We start from the raw sequence: 14,892 nt of genomic DNA, 5'->3' as shown, positions 1-14,892 counted from the left end.
CGTGGTTTACGTGGTTTACTGAATTGTACGCATCAGCTCAGCTCGCGAGGAGACACTCGGTTGACCCGCCAAGCTTCGCTCACCACGGTCACCATCCCCGAATCGCCGTTGGGCGCAGTGCGGGCTCCCAAGGCCTCAGAGATCGTCTCGCGCGCACTTCGACGAATGATCGTGGATGGACAGCTCAAGGACGGTGACTACCTTCCGTACGAAGCCGAATTGATGGCGCACTTCAAGGTCAGCCGACCCACGCTGCGCGAGGCGATCCGCGTTCTAGAGTCCGAGCGTCTGGTCGAGATCCGGCGCGGTTCACGAACCGGTGCGCGCGTGTGTGTTCCCGGCCCGGAGATCGTGGCACGGCCCGCGTCGCTGGTGCTCGAACTCTCGGGCGCCACGCTCGCGGACGTGATGAATGCACGCATGGGCATCGAGCCCTTGTCGGCACGCTACCTCGCAGAATCCGCAACGCAGCGCGTGCGGAAGGAACTGCGCTCCATGGTTAATGCCATTCCGGTCGCGCGGGAGAACGGAGATTTCGCGAGTGCGACCGCCAAGTTCCACCTGCGGATGGTCGAGCTATCGGGCAACGCCACCCTCGCGATGATCGCGGGAATGCTGCACGAGATCACCGAACGCCATACTCGATCCGCCATTCTGGTACAGAAGAACGTCGTGCCGGACGCCGCCTACAACAAGATGTTTCGGTCCTACACGCATCTGGCCGATCTCGTGGACGACAGGGCCGGAGATAAGGCCGAGGCTCACTGGCGCCGCCACATGCAGAACGCGGCGGCTGAGCTGCTGCGCGGACACGAGCGAACGATGGTCCGCGACATCATGGACTGAGCGGTGGCTCCGTCCAAGTCCTTCCGAACAGGGCACGCCCGAGCACGGTCAGCATGAATGTCGCGATCCCGTAGTCACTGACGCCCGGGTGTCGCGAAATCGCGGTCTCGCTCAACCGGCCGAGAACGGCGAGGAACACCGCGGCCGCAACGTCTGCGGTGAGACCGTCCGGAAGTCGGACGTGCGAAACGACCGACATCGCCGCGTCGTGGAACGGCTTCTGGCCGCGACCGACCGGATCGCCGGGCAGTTTGCGCGCCGCGTCACCGTCGTACCACGCCCGTATCACTCCGCCGTAGTTGCGGTGGAATCTGGCGTAGTGTGCAAGCCAACCGTGCAACTGATCTCGTTGTGCACCCGCACTGCCCATTTCGAGTAGTTCGCGCGCGAGCCGGTTGCCCTCGACTACCGACCAGTCCGTCAGCTCGGCGAGCACCGCGAGTTTCGAGTTGAAATGGCGGTACGCGGTTGCGCGGCTGATCTCGGCACTCGTCGCGATGTCCTCCATCGACACGTTGTGATAACCGTGCTGAGCGAACAACTTCGATGCTGCAGAGAGCATGTCCTGGCGAGTGGGCGAGACGTCGATCATGCTCGGGTCGGCGGCGCTGCCCGACGAATCGATCTCGTCGAGGGGCCGGGCCGCTAGAGGTTCCGATGCCGCTATCGGCGTCTCGGGGAACAGCATCAGCTGCATCGCCACGGCAAGCGAACGGGTCACGTCCTCGGCCGAACCGAGCCCGAACATGTTGCGCGACCGATAGACGTTAACCATGTGAGCAATTCGCAGCAGGGCCAGCGCGGCCGATTCGGGCTCCGGGACGCCGGCCTTCCCAAGCGCGCCGGTGATCGTGGCGAGGTATCGCACCGACACGTCGGCGGCGTGGGATGCGGGCATCCCCTGGTCGAAACCGATGGCCGGGAACTCAAGGAACACCGCCGTGTGCCGGTCGTAGAGTTCGGCGAGTTCGCGCAGCCAACCGGTGAGAACGCCCAGTCCGGACTCGTCGGGTCCTAACCCGTTGAGGCGTTCAGCGTGCTGTAGGAGGTCGTATTCGCACTCCCGCACCAGGGCCAGCCTGATGTCGTCCTTGTCCTCGAAGTACTGATACACGGTCGCCCGCGATCCGCCTGCCGCCTTGGCGATGGCCTCGATCGAGGTGCCGTGATACCCGTGTAGGACAAACAAGTCGTTGGCACGCCGGATGATCTTCTGGCGCGTACCCATGCCCTTGCGGCCGATGGCGTAGCTGTCCGGCGCATAGCCCTCGCGGCGCGACTGCAGCGGCGACTGGTTCACCGGCGGTCACCCGCAGCTCTGTCAGGCAGACGTGCCATCGGCCGAACCTAGCTCTTCATCGCGATTGGTGACATTGCGTCGGGCTTTGCCGGGGTAGCCGAAGAACCTCTCGAAGTTGGCGTCGTTGATGCGGCCCGCCTGATTGCGCATCGCCGCCCTGGAGAGATCCGTCAGACGCGCTTGAGCTCGGAGCAGATCATCACCGCCGACCGCCTCCAACTCGGCTACCCGTGCCCTTGCCGCGGCGATCTCCCCACGGAGACGTTCGCCCGCTTCGGTGAACGTGAGCAGATCGTGGTCGTCTTCATCCAGGCGCCCGCGCGTGTGGCCGGGGCCGGTAGCTTCGCTCGACATTCTTTCCTCCAGAAGCTGGACCGATGCTACGCCAAGCATATACGCTATGAGACAGACCGTCAGAAATTAAGACTTGGCGTCAGAAATAGGAGTTGAAGTGCCTCTTCAGGATCACCATCAGATCATCTCGGTCGATGACCACCTGGTCGAACACCCGCGGGTGTGGCAGGACCGGTTGCCCGAGAAGTTCAAGGAGGCGGGACCGCGGATCATCGAGCAGGACGGCAAACACCTGTGGATGTATGAGGGTGAAGTGTTCCCGACCATTGGCCTCAACGCCGTGGCGGGCAAGCCACGCGAGGAGTGGGGAATGGATCCCGTCCGTTACGAGGACATGATCCCCGGCTGCTACGACCCGGTCGCGCGCGTGGCCGACATGGACCTTGACGGGGTGCAGGCGGCGTTGTGCTTTCCGTCGTTTCCCGGTTTCGGCGGGGGCACGTTCGTCAGGGCCAAAGACAAGGAACTGGCGCTTCAGTGCGTCAAGGCGTGGAACGACTTCTACATCGACGAATGGTGCCCAACGGCGCCCGATCGCTACGTGCCGTTGGCGATCCTGCCGGTTTGGGACATCGACGCCACCGTGGCGGAAGCCGAGCGGGTCGCGGCAAAGGGCGCCCGCACGGTCAGCTTCCCGGACAGTCCGGTACCGCTGGGCTTGCCGTCGTTTCACTCCGATCATTGGGACGCCTTGTGGCGGGTCTGCTCGGATGCCAAAATGCCGGTGTCACTGCATTTTGGATCGGGTGGGTACGTACCGGGCTTCTCGTTCTCGTCGCTGCCGCCAGCAGTCAACGCCGGCCAGATCGCAGTGCCAGACGCGCCGTTCGCGGTGGCCATCGCGTTGTTCTCCACCAACCTGATGTGGACCACCGTCGACCTGTTGTTCTCCGGCAAGCTACAGAAGTTCCCCGAACTGCAGTTCTCATTGGCGGAGGGAGGAATCGGCTGGGTGCCCTACATCCTCGAGCGAACCGACTACGTGTGGGAGCGGCATCGCTACTACCAGCCGATCGACTTCGAGACGCGGCCCTCTGATTTGTTCCGCAAGCACTTCTGGGGTTGCTTCATCGACGACGAGCACGGGTTGGCCAATCGTCACACCGTTGGGGTGGACCGGATAACGTTGGAGATCGACTTTCCGCATTCGGATTCAAACTGGCCGAACTCGCGCAAGCGTGCGGCCGAGGTTCTCGCCGAAGTCCCTGACGAGGAATGCGCGCTGATCGTGGAGGACAACGCACGCCGGATGCTGAACTTCCCGCGGGCGGGTGCAACGGCAACCTCTGCCGCCAGCTAGCCGCGACCGTTGGCTGTCGAGCCTGGACTTGGGCTCGACAGCCAACGTCGTTTGATCATTTAGGCCCGCGGCAGGGCGAGTCCTCGTTCGGCGATCAGGGTGCGCATGATCTCGGAGGTTCCGCCCGCGATCGTGAAGGCACGGGAGTACAACCACTCGTCCTGCCACCGTCCATCGGCGAGAGCGTCGGGGTCGTCGTGGACAAGCACGCCCGCTTCGCCGGCGAGATCGAGAGCAAATGAGGCGATCTCCAGATTGATCTCACTGAACATCAACTTCGCCATCGCAGCATCGTGAGGCCGCTCCACGCCAGTCAACCACCGGTCCACATTGGCGCGCGTGAGCGCCGACAATGCGGCGACGTCCGCGGTGAGCTTGCCGATGCGGTCACGAACCCAGTCCCGCTCAATGGCCGGAGCCCCGTCGATCAGCGCGGTGCGCGAAAGGTCGATCAGCGCGTCGATTCCCGCCTGCAATTTGACCACCACCGCGCTGACGCTGGTGCGCTCGTGCGCGAGGCTCCCGTTCGCGATCTTCCAACCCGCGCCCGGGTCTCCGAGTACCGCGTCGGCGGGCACGGCCACGTCATCGAAGTACACCTCGTTGAAGTCCGACGTGCCGGTGATCTCGCGCAAAGGGCGGACTTGGACGCCGGGCAGCGACATGTCGAACAGGAACGCGGTGATGCCCTTGTGCTTGGCGACGTCGGCATCGGTGCGCGCAAGCAGATACCCGTAGCGCGCCCAATGCCCGTCAGTGGTCCAGACCTTCTGACCGTTGACGATGTACCTGTTGCCGTCGCGTACGGCCTTGGTGCGCAACGACGCTAGGTCGCTACCCGCCTCCGGTTCACTGAAGAGCTGACACCACACGTCGGCGCCGGACCGGATCCCCGGCAGATACCGCTGACGCTGCTCGTCGGTGCCGTACGCAATCAGTGCGTGCGCGACCAGGGATCCCGCGCCCTGCACGGCCGGCGCCTGCGCGCGGGCCAGCTCTTCGCCGACGATCAGGGCGTGCAGTGGGCCCCGGTCGGGACGCCCGCCCCACTCTTGGGGCCAGTCGATTCCGGCGTAGCCCGCGTCGTAGAGTCGCCCGGTCCAGGCACTGAGGGCAGCGAGCTCCTGCTCGTTCTCCGCGCTACGCACACCCGCCCGCGGTGGGATCGCAGGCGCGTGCCGTGCGATGAATTGCCGGACCTCCAGACGGAAGGCGTCCAGCTCGGCATCCGTCGCCACGTTCAATGTCTCGCTCCCAGGTTCTAGACCACCGAAAGTAGGCGCTCCGCGCCGCACATCGCTTACTAGGTTACAGACGTCTTCGCGTCAAGTCGATATCCCGACGGCCGCGGCGGCGGGCGATCCTCAGCAGGTTGTGCGCAGCGTCAACGGCACTACGGCACGATGACTGGGGTCGCCACCGTCCAGCCGGTGACTATCCCCGATAGTCCACTCCTGGGCGCGTTCTTGATATCGCTGCCACCGGGGTTATCGCATTGGCCTCGATTGCGGCGCGCCGCAGGATAGCAAGTATTCGCTCCAACCGGTTCCACCGTGACCGCCCTGATAGCACATACGTCGATTGGGTGGAGTGGAGCGTACTTCGCTGGGCCCCCGATTCGGGCGACGCACCTGTTCCCCGCTGGCCCACGGGCGCTCGTCCGAAGTCGTCCATCATGCTGACCATTAGATCGTATACGCGGTTTACTTGGTAAACTTCGAAGGTATAGGTCTCGATCATAGGAGCACTCCGTTGCCTGAACGGTCACCGTTGGCCCCGATGATCGAATCCATGCTGCTGACCAGGCGCGGCGGTGTCAGATCGCCGAAAACGGCGGAACTCGTTGCGGCGACCCTTCGTCGAATGATCGTGCTGCGCCAACTCGAGGAGGGTGACTACCTGCCGCAGGAGGCAGAGCTCATGGAGCACTTCCACGTGAGTCGGCCGACACTGCGCGAGGCGGTCCGAGTGCTTGAGTCCGAAGGGCTCGTCGAGGTGCGACGCGGTTCACGCACGGGTGCTCGGATCCGCGTGCCGGGCCCCGAGGCGGTCGCCAGGCCAGCGGCACTGTTACTCGAGCTCTCCGGCGCCACTCTGTCCGACGTCATGGCGGCGCGAATCTCGATCGAACCGCTGGCCGCGGGGCTTCTCGCCGACAGCGGAACCATCGCCGCAAAGTCGGAGCTACACGACATCGTCGAATCCGTACCCGAAGAATGGCATTCGGGGCGATTAGGCTCCGCGTCGGGTCACCTCCACCGGCGTCTGGTCGAGCTGTCCGGCAACGCGACCCTCAGCCTGATCGCAGGGATGCTCCACGAGATCGCAACCCGTCACACCGTGGCCGTGCTACAAGACGACCGGCGTCCGATGACCCCGACGCAGTTCGACCGCCTCCTGCGCTCCTACCGTCGGCTGACACAACTCGTCGCTGCAAGCGACGGCGCAGAGGCCGAGAAGCACTGGCGGCGGCACATGGAGAACTCGGCTGCCAGCCTGCTCAAAGGGCACGAGAAGGCACGGGTTGTCGATCTGCTTCATTGACCGCTGCCGCGTTCCCCCGTGGGGCGACACGCTGTCCGCGTCCGCGCCGTTGCGCAGAGGAGCGTCCGCTTAAGCGCTACACCGGCCACCGGAGCGGCAGTCGATCGATACCGTAGACGCCGCCAATGTGTTCGACGGCGACGGTGTCATCGGCGAGTCCGTATTCGGGAATCAGCCGGTGCCATTCCTCCAACACGATCAACATCTCTTGACGCGCCAGGTGCGATCCCAGACAACGGTGCGGGCCGGCGCCGAAGCTGATGTGGCGCGGCCGTGGAGCGTCGAGGTCCACCTGGCCGCCGCGTTCGAAGACCTTCGGGTCGCGGTTCGCCATGGCGAGTGGCAACGCCACCATGTCCCCCTTCTTGATCGGACATCCGTGAAAATCGATGTCCTGCGTGGCTTTTCGCGCCGACTGGACTATCGGATAGGCGCGGAGGAACTCCTCGATGGCTACTGGCAGGATCGTCGGATCGGCGACGATGCGCTGCCGATCGGCGGGGTGGGTAGCGAGGTGCCAGAACGTGTAGCACAGTTGGGAGGCCACGGTGTCCAATCCCGCCATGAACAGCAGCAGCATGCACGACAAGATGTCCTCGTCGGTGGGCGGCTGTCCGTCGATCTCCCAGTCGATCGCGTGGCTCACGAGGTCGTCGCCACGGGTACTCGGGTCGTTGCGTCGCTCGTTGATCAATCCGGAGAAGTACCCGACGACCTCCATCATCGCCCCGAACTGCTGCGCCAAGTCGGGGTCGGTCGCCGGATCGGCGTGCAGGATCTTGTGCTCCCAGACCATGAAGTCGGGCAGCTTGTCGACCGGAAGACCCATGATCTGTAGGAAGATCGTAGTCGGGTATACCGCGGCGAAGTCGTTGTAGAAATCGCATGACCCCGAGGCGCGGAAACCTTCGATGAGTTCGATTGCGAACTTGCGCTGTTCGTCGGCGGCCTGTTTGACACGACCCGGCGAGAAGTACAGACCGAGCAGGTGACGCCAACGATTGTGCTCGGGCGGGTCGAGCATGACCGGAATCCACTTGTAGAGAGGGTTCGGCTCGATCGGAACCATCACGGTGCTCGAGAACAGCTCGGGCTTCTGAAATCCTTCGAGAATGGCGTCGTGATCGGTCATCACCCAGTAGCTGTTCGTCGGCTCCTCGGCCCGAAGATAAGGACGGTGCTCGGCCTGAAGCCGGTCCATCCGCGCGAAGTTCGAACACACCGGATCCTTACCGGGCCTTAGGAAGGTGTAGTCGTCGGCGGTCGTGTCGTTGGGCGTGGACATGCTGCTCCTCGGTGAGTTGTTCGTGCGATGTGTCAGTGGACGGTGACGGATTCGTCAGGCAGGGGGTCGAATCGGCGCTGGGCGAGAACGCCCATCGAGGGCCTGAGTAATTCTTGGAAGACGTGCGCGCAAACCCAGAGGTACTCAACGAATCGTGGGTCGCCGATGGCATGTTCATCGATCATCTCCGCAACCCGTTGCGCCGCTTCCACATTCGTCGGCGGACGGTAGCCGAGGATCGACTCCGCGGCATCGAGTTCACACGTGCTGCGCCAGTCACGAAGCCTATCGGACTCACGCAGATACTTGATGATCCGCGCCAGGCCCTTCGCGCGCAGTGCCACGAACGCGTCTTTGCTGCCGGGAACGATGATGTCCTTCAATTGCGCAAGCGCCACCTCGAACAGCCAGTCGTCGCCGCCAGGGGCGATCTCCGGTGGTGCGGGCAGGACCGGCTCGGCGCCACACTCCTCGGCCAGAGCGTCAGCGAGCAGACGGCCGTGCAGCGCCTCATATCCCAGGGTGTTACCGACTTCGCTGAGCAGGTCCACGTCGATGGTCCGGCGATAACCGAGAATGACTACCTTCAGCTCGGCAAAGATCCGGTAGTAGCGCACGCGAGCAAGATCGACCGACTGGCCGGTCGCGCGCTCGTAGTCGCCGAAGCGCTCGGCGAGATCGGTGAACGGTTCCTGAACGGCACGCAGCGCCAGCCATCCGAGGTCGGCCATTGGATCGCCGAAATGCGCCAACTCCCAGTCCAGCACCGCAGTGACGCGTCCGTCGGCGTAGAGGAAGTTACCGGGTCCGGTGTCCCCTTGGACGATGACCGGAGCTATGTCACAGGTATCCGGGATGTGGGAGGTGAGCCATCGCAGCGCGAACTCGATGGTCGGATTTTTGGGTGCGTCGCCGAAGCGGTACAGCCGCTCCCACCTGGCGATGTCGGCCTCCACACACTCCCGCATACTGCCCCGTGGCTCGTCGAGCTCAACCCGCCCGATGTCCACGCTGTGCAATGCGGCGAGCTTTGACATGAACTCGCTGGCGACGGCGACGCGCGCGGTCTCGTCGGTCAACCGGGAAAACCACGGCTCACCCTCGACCCGTTCAGTGAGGATTGCCTGCATGTCCGGATGCGAGCCCACCAGCCGTGGAACCGGCACGTCGGTGTGCTGCAACGCCGCGTAAAACCGCGCTTCGCGCTCGAGGGTGAACGGATCGCCCGACTGGACGGGATCGCTGCGATCCAGCCGCATGAACAATTCCTGCGTCGAGCCGTCCGGCATGTGCGCGTCGACCAGCCAGGCTTCGCGGCGGCCGCCACCCGGCCGCCGCTGCGCTGCGATCGCCGCTGCACCGGTGATCGACTTCAACCACGCGCCAACGGTTTCGGGCATTGTCGCGGTCTCGGTCACTTCCTACCCTTCGATGTTGTGCGATTGGCCGAGCTGATTATCGTCGAGCCTGCCGGCACAAGTCTGAGGCCTATCGTCGTATACTAGGTTACCCATGTGATGCGTCTCGCATCAAGGCCGCCCGGTGACCGCCATCTCAGCACAATAGGAGAGCCCGATGTCGCAACGACCCATGGCAGGTGTTCGCGTCCTGGAAGTCGCCCAGTACACCTTCGTTCCAGCGGCGGGCGCGGTGTTGGCGGACTGGGGGGCTGAGGTGGTCAAGGTCGAACATGCCGAGCGCGGAGACGCGCAGCGAGGGCTCGTAAGGCTGCTCGGCTTGGAGACGGCCAAAAAGGACTCCTCGTTCTTTCCGATCATGGAGGGCCCGAACCGGGGCAAGCGCAGTATCGGGCTGGCGCTCGACAATCCGGCTTGCCGGCCAGTGTTGGAGCAACTGGTAGCGAAGAGCGACGTCTTTCTCACCAACTACCTACCTGCGGTTCGTCGCCACCTCGGCATCGAGGTCGATGACATTCGTGCGATCAATCCGAACATCGTGTATGTGCGCGGGAGCGGTTTCGGCCAGCGCGGACCGGAGGCGGACAAGGGCGGGTTCGACAGCACCGCGTTCTGGGCCCGAGCGGGTTCGGCTGCCGGAGTGACCCCGCCGGGCGCCGACAGCATGGCACGCATGCCGGCAGGCGCGTACGGCGACTCGCTCGGCGGGATGACGATCGCCGGCGGCATCGCAGCGGCACTGTACTCGCGGGCCGTCACCGGTGAGCCGTCCATCGTCGACGTCTCGTTGCTCGGCGTGGGAGCCTGGGCCACCCAGTTCTCGGTCAACCTCGCGTTGATGAACGGGGCACCCCTGCCCGCCGCCACGTTGCCCAAGCACGGCTCCGCGACCAACCCGCTCATCGGCCCTTATCGCACCGCCGACGACCGGTGGATCGAACTGGCGATGCTTCAACCCGGACGTTATTGGCCGGAGTTCTGCAAGCTTGCCGGTCGTCCCGATCTCTGCGACGACGAGCGCTTCTATACCGTCGAGAATCTCATGGCCAATGCGCCAGCCGCTGCCGACATCGTCGCGGACCTTTTCGCCGGGCACGACTACGAGTACTGGGTTACTACCCTGTCGCAGGGCGCCGGCCAGTGGGCTGCGGTGCAGAACGCCTGGGAGGTCGGCCAGGATGCATCGCTGCGTGCGAACGGGATGATCGCCGAAGTCGTGGACGCGGACGGTCACACTCAAGAGCTGGTGGTTAACCCCGTGCAGTTCGACGAGTCCGCCATCAACCTCACCAGGGCGCCGGCCTTCGCCGAACACACCGATGACGTATTGCGCGAACTGGGGTTGGACGAGGAGCAGATCCTGCAGCTCAAGATCGACGGGGCGGTGACATGAGCCATCCAAGCTCGTCCCCACACGAGGGAAACGTCGCGCGACGGTGATAGAGAAGGTTGATCGGCCATCGGCCCGAGCCGATGACCCCATGAGAATCGGTGTGGCCCTTGCGTACTGGGGCCTGGGATTCACGAAAGACGACCAGGCAACGTTGGCTGTGGCAGCCGAGCAGTTGGGCTTCGACTCATTGTGGGTCGCCGAGGGATACGGTTCCGATGCGGTCAGCGTGCTGGCATGGCTTGCGGCGCAGACCAAGCGAATCAAGCTCGGTTCCTCGATTATGCAGATCCCCGGTAGGCCCCCGACCATGACGGCGATGAGTGCGGCGACCCTGGACACTCTGTCCGACGGTCGCTTCAGTCTGGGCCTCGGTCTATCCGGCCCTCAAGTGTCCGAGGGCTGGTACGGAGTCCGATACGGATCACCCTTGACCAGAACTCGCGAGTACGTCGACGTACTACGAATGACCTTGGCGCGACACCGGGTCGAGTACCACGGCGATACTATCGATCTCCCGTTACCTGACGGACCGGGCAAGCCGTTGAAACTCACCATCGCAACGGTTCAGTCCCGAATTCCCATACTGCTGGCCGCTATTGGTCCTCGGAACGTCGCACTGGCGGGCGAGATCGCCGACGGGTGGATGCCTACCTTCTTCTCACCCGAACACGTCGATGCACTTCGTGCGCCCCTGATCGAGGGGGTACGGTCGGCTGGCCGGGATCCGACGTCAGTCAAGGTGTGTCCACAGGTTCCGTTCCGCATCGACGAAGATGTCGACCGCGCCCGCGACGCGATGCGACCCATCTTGTCTCTGTACGTCGGAGGCATGGGTGCCCTGGAAAAGAACTTCTACGCGAAGCTCATGGCTCAGTATGGTTTTGCCAACGAGGCTCGTCGAATTCAGGAGTTGTTCCTCTCGGGCCGGAAGTCCGAGGCGGCCCGTGCTCTGACGCCCGAGATGATCGACAGTACGTGCCTGTGTGGGCCCGTCGGACGAGTACGGGAACGCCTCAATGCGTACGCGGGTGCCGGTGTCGATACCTTGCTGCTGCTGCCGACCGCAAGCGCGGCGGAAGACCTCGACCATCAGCTTCGACTGCTCGCATCGGCCGGTCGGGATCACCTGGGCTTCGAGTGAGGGTAGACGGTTGCAGAATCCTCGACGACCGCATGACGTCATCTTTGATTCCTGTCTGCTGCTCTCAGGTGCCCAGTGATTGAACTTTTTGTCGCGCATGGCATCACTTATGCACAGACGGACGTTCGACCGAAGAGGCTGTCGATGCGCAAGCCGGGTTCGACCGACAACCTGATGCCGACGACGGTGAGGTCGACGCACCGCACACTTCGCGCTCACCCCTGAACGGGGTTCCGTCGAGATCAACTCGCGGCGGCCAAATCACCAGGAAGGAAAGGCACATTGCAGATACGTGCGCACGCGAATTCTTCCGCACCGGCCGTCATCATGCACCCGTCCGGCGCGGTGGTCAGCTTCGCGGAGTTGGAGGCGCGTGCCAATCAGCTCGCCCACTACTTCCGGCGAGCCGGTCTCCGAGAGGGCGACACCGTCGCCGCGATCATGGAGAACAACGCCCACATCCACGTCGTGATGTGGGCGGCACGCCGGTGCGGCCTCTACTACGCCTTGATCAACACCCATCTGACGGCGCGCGAAGCGGCCTACATCGTTGACAACAGCGCAGCCAAGGCCCTCATCGGATCATCAGCGACCCGAGAAGTCTGCGAAAACCTCGCCCGACACCTCCCGCGCGGTCTGCCCGAGATTCTTCTGATAGCCGACTCCGACCTCACCGGCTGGGCTCGCTATCCGGAATGCGCGTCCGGCGAGCCGATTACGCCGATCAACGACGAGCGCGAAGGCGATCTACTCCAGTACTCGTCGGGTACCACCGGTCGCCCGAAGGGCATTCGCCGGGATCTGCCGAACGCCTCGCCGGCCGAGTGCCCCGCCATGCTCACTCCGCTGCTCTCCGCTATGGGGATCACCGGCCAGGCCGTCTATCTCAGTCCCGCCCCGCTGTATCACACGGCACCGTCCATGTGGTCGATGTCGGTACAAGCCCTGGGTGGGACCGTCGTCGTGATGGAGAAGTTCGACGCCGAGGAGGCGCTCCAAAGCATCGAGCGATATCGCATCACGCACGCCCAGTTCGTTCCCGCCATGTTCGTCCGCATGTTGAAGCTACCCGAGGACATTCGCACCGCGTACGACGTGTCGAGCCTGCGACGCGTCGTGCACGCGGCGGCCCCGTGCCCCATCGATATCAAGCGACGAATGATCGACTGGTGGGGGCCGATAATCGACGAGTATTACGCCGCCTCGGAGGCCATCGGGGTGTCCTTCATCACCGCCGCGGAGTGGTTGAGCCACCCCGGCTCGGTCGGCAAGCCGTTGGTCGGCACTCCTCACGTCCTCGATGACGAAGGCGCGGAGGTTCCGCCGGGCACCCCCGGCACGATCTACTACGAAGGCGGCCGATTCTTCGAGTACCTCAACGACGAAGCCAAGACGGCGCAAGCCAGGAATTCACGCGGCTGGTGCACGGTCGGCGACATCGGATACCTCGATGCCTGTGGATACCTCTATCTCACCGACCGCCAGCATCACGTGATCATCAGCGGAGGGGTCAACATTTATCCGCAGGAGGCCGAGGATCTGCTGATCAGCCATCCCAAAGTGCTCGACGCCGCTGTCTTCGGCGTTACTGACGACGAGATGGGCCAGTCGGTCAAGGCCGTGCTTCAGATGGTGGACCCCGCGGATGCGAACACCGACGTCGCCGAAGAGCTCCTGTGCTGGCTTCGTGAGCGCCTGGCCGGCTACAAGTGCCCGCGGTCGATATCGTTCGAAGTACGGTTGCCCCGCAGCGACACCGGAAAGCTGTTCAAGGGCGAACTGGTGCAGAAGTACTCACGGCCGGCGTCGGAGTAGATTCCGGCCCGGCATGGCACGATGGGGAGATTCATGATCTCGGATGCGGCCAGCGGTGCCCGGCCCGATCGGGATTCGACGCGCCATCGGTCGAGGGGCGACAACGCAGGCGCGCTCGGTGCGCGCGGATTGCGCACTCGCCGCCGGCTTCTGCGCGCGACATTGGACGTCCTCGCCGAGGACGGACTGGCCGGATACTCCATCGACGCCGTAGCGTCTCGTGCCGGTGTCGGACGGGCGACTGCGTACTCGTACTTCGCGAACAAGGACGCGATCGTCATCGAACTGGCCTGTTCACTGGAGACCACTCTCTCGCGACTCGTCGCCAGGATCGGCCCGCTAGGCCCATCCGATTACGGGGTCGCCAACCTCCGGTGGTGGTTGGGGGAGTTCGTTGAACTGTATTCGGAGTACTCCGCCTTGTTCCTGCTGTGGACCGAACTGGTCCCTGATCGCCCGGAGCCCCTCGCCCCGACGAGCGTGCTCGTGCAACGGTTCACCGACGCCACCCTTCGGCGGGCACCGCCCGGCACCGGACCACATGTCCCGGTCTCGACGAATCTGCCCTCGGTGACACTGGCCGTTCTGTCTTCCATCGAACGGATCGGAGAGTTCGCAGCCACCACTCCCACCAGGGCATCGGCGATGGTCGACGCACTGACGGCCGGCGTTCAGTGCACACTGTTTCCGGCGACCACCGCGGAGCAGTTGCGCGCCGGCCTCGAAATCGAAACCTCCACCACTCTATGACGATTCACGAGAGGCGAGCAGTTGATGCGCGCGCGCGACACCATCCAGCATCACCTTGATCGTCGCGGCGACGGCATCCCGATCGACGACACCCTGACGCGGTGAACCAGTGCCGAACGCGTGATAGGGAAACCGGTCGGTAAGGGCGTAGATCACTAGAAATGTCGCGTCGGCGTCGAGCTCGGCATGCGCCGGAAACGTCGCCCGAAAGCTCCTGCGCGGCCACTCCGACGAGCGCCGGGCCATGAGCATCAACGTCCGATCCTGTGGTGCTTCCTCGGCCCATATCCGCGCGATGCCCGAATAACGCGAGTAGATCGACACGTACTCGTCCACGGCGGTATCGCGCAAGTCGGAATCGGATAACGCTTGCGCGTACAACTTCTCCATGATCGGAGTCACCTCATCGATGTAGCGGCGTGCCAACACATGGAGCACGTCGCGTAGGTCCGCGAAGTATCGGTAGAACGTGGCCCTGGAGACTCCAGCAGCGCGAAGAACATTCTCGACGGTGGTGTCTCGCCAACCCCTGGCGCCGAACTCTGCGAGTGCGGCCTCGAGCAACGCCTCGATGGCTCGCGTCCCACGTGGTCCCGCCTCGCGGCGACTTTTTAGAACCCGCTCGCTGTGCGCGTCTTCGGTTCGCTCAGCCGCCACACAGGCCAGCATATGACATCCACTATCGCTTGGTTATCGACGTTCATGTATGCGAATGGCCGCGAGAGCGCTGGCGCGATAGCGCCCGT

The 14,892-nt window shown here is 64.0% G+C and carries 13 protein-coding genes; 7 read left to right on the top strand and 6 right to left on the bottom strand.

Going from position 1 to position 14,892, the window contains the following annotated elements:
* Window positions 1-60: 60 nt before the first annotated feature.
* The gene (locus tag A5695_RS03915; protein WP_068078438.1) at window positions 61-846 is read left to right on the top strand and encodes a FadR/GntR family transcriptional regulator; all 786 of its coding nucleotides are present in this window, start codon (window positions 61-63) and stop codon (window positions 844-846) included.
* On the opposite strand, the gene A5695_RS03910 is transcribed toward A5695_RS03915, so the two are convergent.
* On the bottom strand, window positions 836-2,146 hold the full coding sequence (locus tag A5695_RS03910; RefSeq protein WP_068078436.1) for a TetR/AcrR family transcriptional regulator: 1,311 nt from the start codon (window positions 2,144-2,146) through the stop codon (window positions 836-838). The two genes, A5695_RS03915 and A5695_RS03910, sit on opposite strands and share 11 nt — an antisense overlap.
* A gap of 21 nt (window positions 2,147-2,167) precedes the next feature.
* A complete protein-coding gene (locus tag A5695_RS03905; RefSeq protein ID WP_068078433.1) occupies window positions 2,168-2,500 on the bottom strand; it encodes an acyl-CoA synthetase in 333 nt (110 codons plus the stop codon).
* Window positions 2,501-2,597: 97 nt separating this feature from the next.
* Between A5695_RS03905 and A5695_RS03900 the strand changes: the two genes are divergently transcribed.
* Window positions 2,598-3,800, top strand: a complete 1,203-nt coding sequence (locus tag A5695_RS03900) for an amidohydrolase family protein (protein ID WP_068078430.1) — start codon at window positions 2,598-2,600, stop codon at window positions 3,798-3,800.
* A 59-nt stretch (window positions 3,801-3,859) separates the two neighbouring features.
* On the opposite strand, the gene A5695_RS03895 is transcribed toward A5695_RS03900, so the two are convergent.
* Window positions 3,860-5,044: an acyl-CoA dehydrogenase family protein gene (locus A5695_RS03895; protein WP_068078426.1), complete on the bottom strand. Its 1,185-nt coding sequence runs from the start codon at window positions 5,042-5,044 to the stop codon at window positions 3,860-3,862.
* Between the two features lie 508 nt (window positions 5,045-5,552).
* On the opposite strand from A5695_RS03895, the gene A5695_RS03890 reads away from it, so the two are divergent.
* Entirely contained in the window at window positions 5,553-6,344 is a 792-nt protein-coding gene (locus A5695_RS03890) for a FadR/GntR family transcriptional regulator (protein ID WP_156749450.1), read from the top strand.
* Window positions 6,345-6,420: 76 nt separating this feature from the next.
* Here the strand turns inward: A5695_RS03890 and A5695_RS03885 are convergent, their stop codons facing one another.
* Together A5695_RS03885 and A5695_RS03880 are read right to left on the bottom strand one after the other, a co-directional pair.
* The gene (locus A5695_RS03885; protein WP_068078420.1) at window positions 6,421-7,629 is read right to left on the bottom strand and encodes a cytochrome P450; all 1,209 of its coding nucleotides are present in this window, start codon (window positions 7,627-7,629) and stop codon (window positions 6,421-6,423) included.
* 32 nt (window positions 7,630-7,661) lie between these two features.
* A complete protein-coding gene (locus tag A5695_RS03880; protein ID WP_082945841.1) occupies window positions 7,662-9,047 on the bottom strand; it encodes a phosphotransferase family protein in 1,386 nt (461 codons plus the stop codon).
* Between the two features lie 157 nt (window positions 9,048-9,204).
* Here A5695_RS03880 and A5695_RS03875 point away from each other — a divergent pair, with 157 nt between their 5' ends.
* The 4 genes from A5695_RS03875 (at window position 9,205) to A5695_RS03860 (ending at window position 14,146) form a co-directional block, all read left to right on the top strand.
* Window positions 9,205-10,440 (top strand): CaiB/BaiF CoA-transferase family protein, encoded by a 1,236-nt coding sequence (locus A5695_RS03875; protein WP_231974710.1) that lies wholly within the window; start codon window positions 9,205-9,207, stop codon window positions 10,438-10,440.
* Window positions 10,441-10,540: 100 nt separating this feature from the next.
* On the top strand, window positions 10,541-11,581 hold the full coding sequence (locus A5695_RS03870) for an LLM class F420-dependent oxidoreductase (protein ID WP_231974709.1): 1,041 nt from the start codon (window positions 10,541-10,543) through the stop codon (window positions 11,579-11,581).
* Between the two features lie 282 nt (window positions 11,582-11,863).
* A complete protein-coding gene (fadD4, locus tag A5695_RS03865) occupies window positions 11,864-13,396 on the top strand; it encodes a fatty-acid--CoA ligase FadD4 (protein WP_068078411.1) in 1,533 nt (510 codons plus the stop codon).
* A 21-nt stretch (window positions 13,397-13,417) separates the two neighbouring features.
* Window positions 13,418-14,146, top strand: a complete 729-nt coding sequence (locus A5695_RS03860) for a TetR/AcrR family transcriptional regulator (RefSeq protein ID WP_082945840.1) — start codon at window positions 13,418-13,420, stop codon at window positions 14,144-14,146.
* Here the strand turns inward: A5695_RS03860 and A5695_RS03855 are convergent.
* A complete protein-coding gene (locus A5695_RS03855) occupies window positions 14,141-14,803 on the bottom strand; it encodes a TetR/AcrR family transcriptional regulator (RefSeq protein ID WP_197515351.1) in 663 nt (220 codons plus the stop codon). The genes A5695_RS03860 and A5695_RS03855 overlap by 6 nt on opposite strands.
* Window positions 14,804-14,892: the final 89 nt, after the last annotated feature.

The organism is Mycobacterium sp. E1747 (assembly GCF_001667775.1).
Lineage (GTDB): Bacteria > Actinomycetota > Actinomycetes > Mycobacteriales > Mycobacteriaceae > Mycobacterium.
The sequence above is the reverse complement of the archived record's forward strand: the minus strand, read 5'-3'. Positions and strand labels throughout refer to the sequence as shown.

Excerpts from the sequence above, each read along its gene's own strand:
- A5695_RS03905 (WP_068078433.1), bottom strand. The coding sequence starts at position 2,500 with ATGTCGAGCGAAGCTACCGGCCCCGGCCACACGCGCGGGCGCCTGGAT.
- A5695_RS03875 (WP_231974710.1), top strand. The coding sequence starts at position 9,205 with ATGTCGCAACGACCCATGGCAGGTGTTCGCGTCCTGGAAGTCGCCCAG.
- A5695_RS03885 (WP_068078420.1), bottom strand. The coding sequence starts at position 7,629 with ATGTCCACGCCCAACGACACGACCGCCGACGACTACACCTTCCTAAGG.
- A5695_RS03860 (WP_082945840.1), top strand. The coding sequence starts at position 13,418 with ATGGGGAGATTCATGATCTCGGATGCGGCCAGCGGTGCCCGGCCCGAT.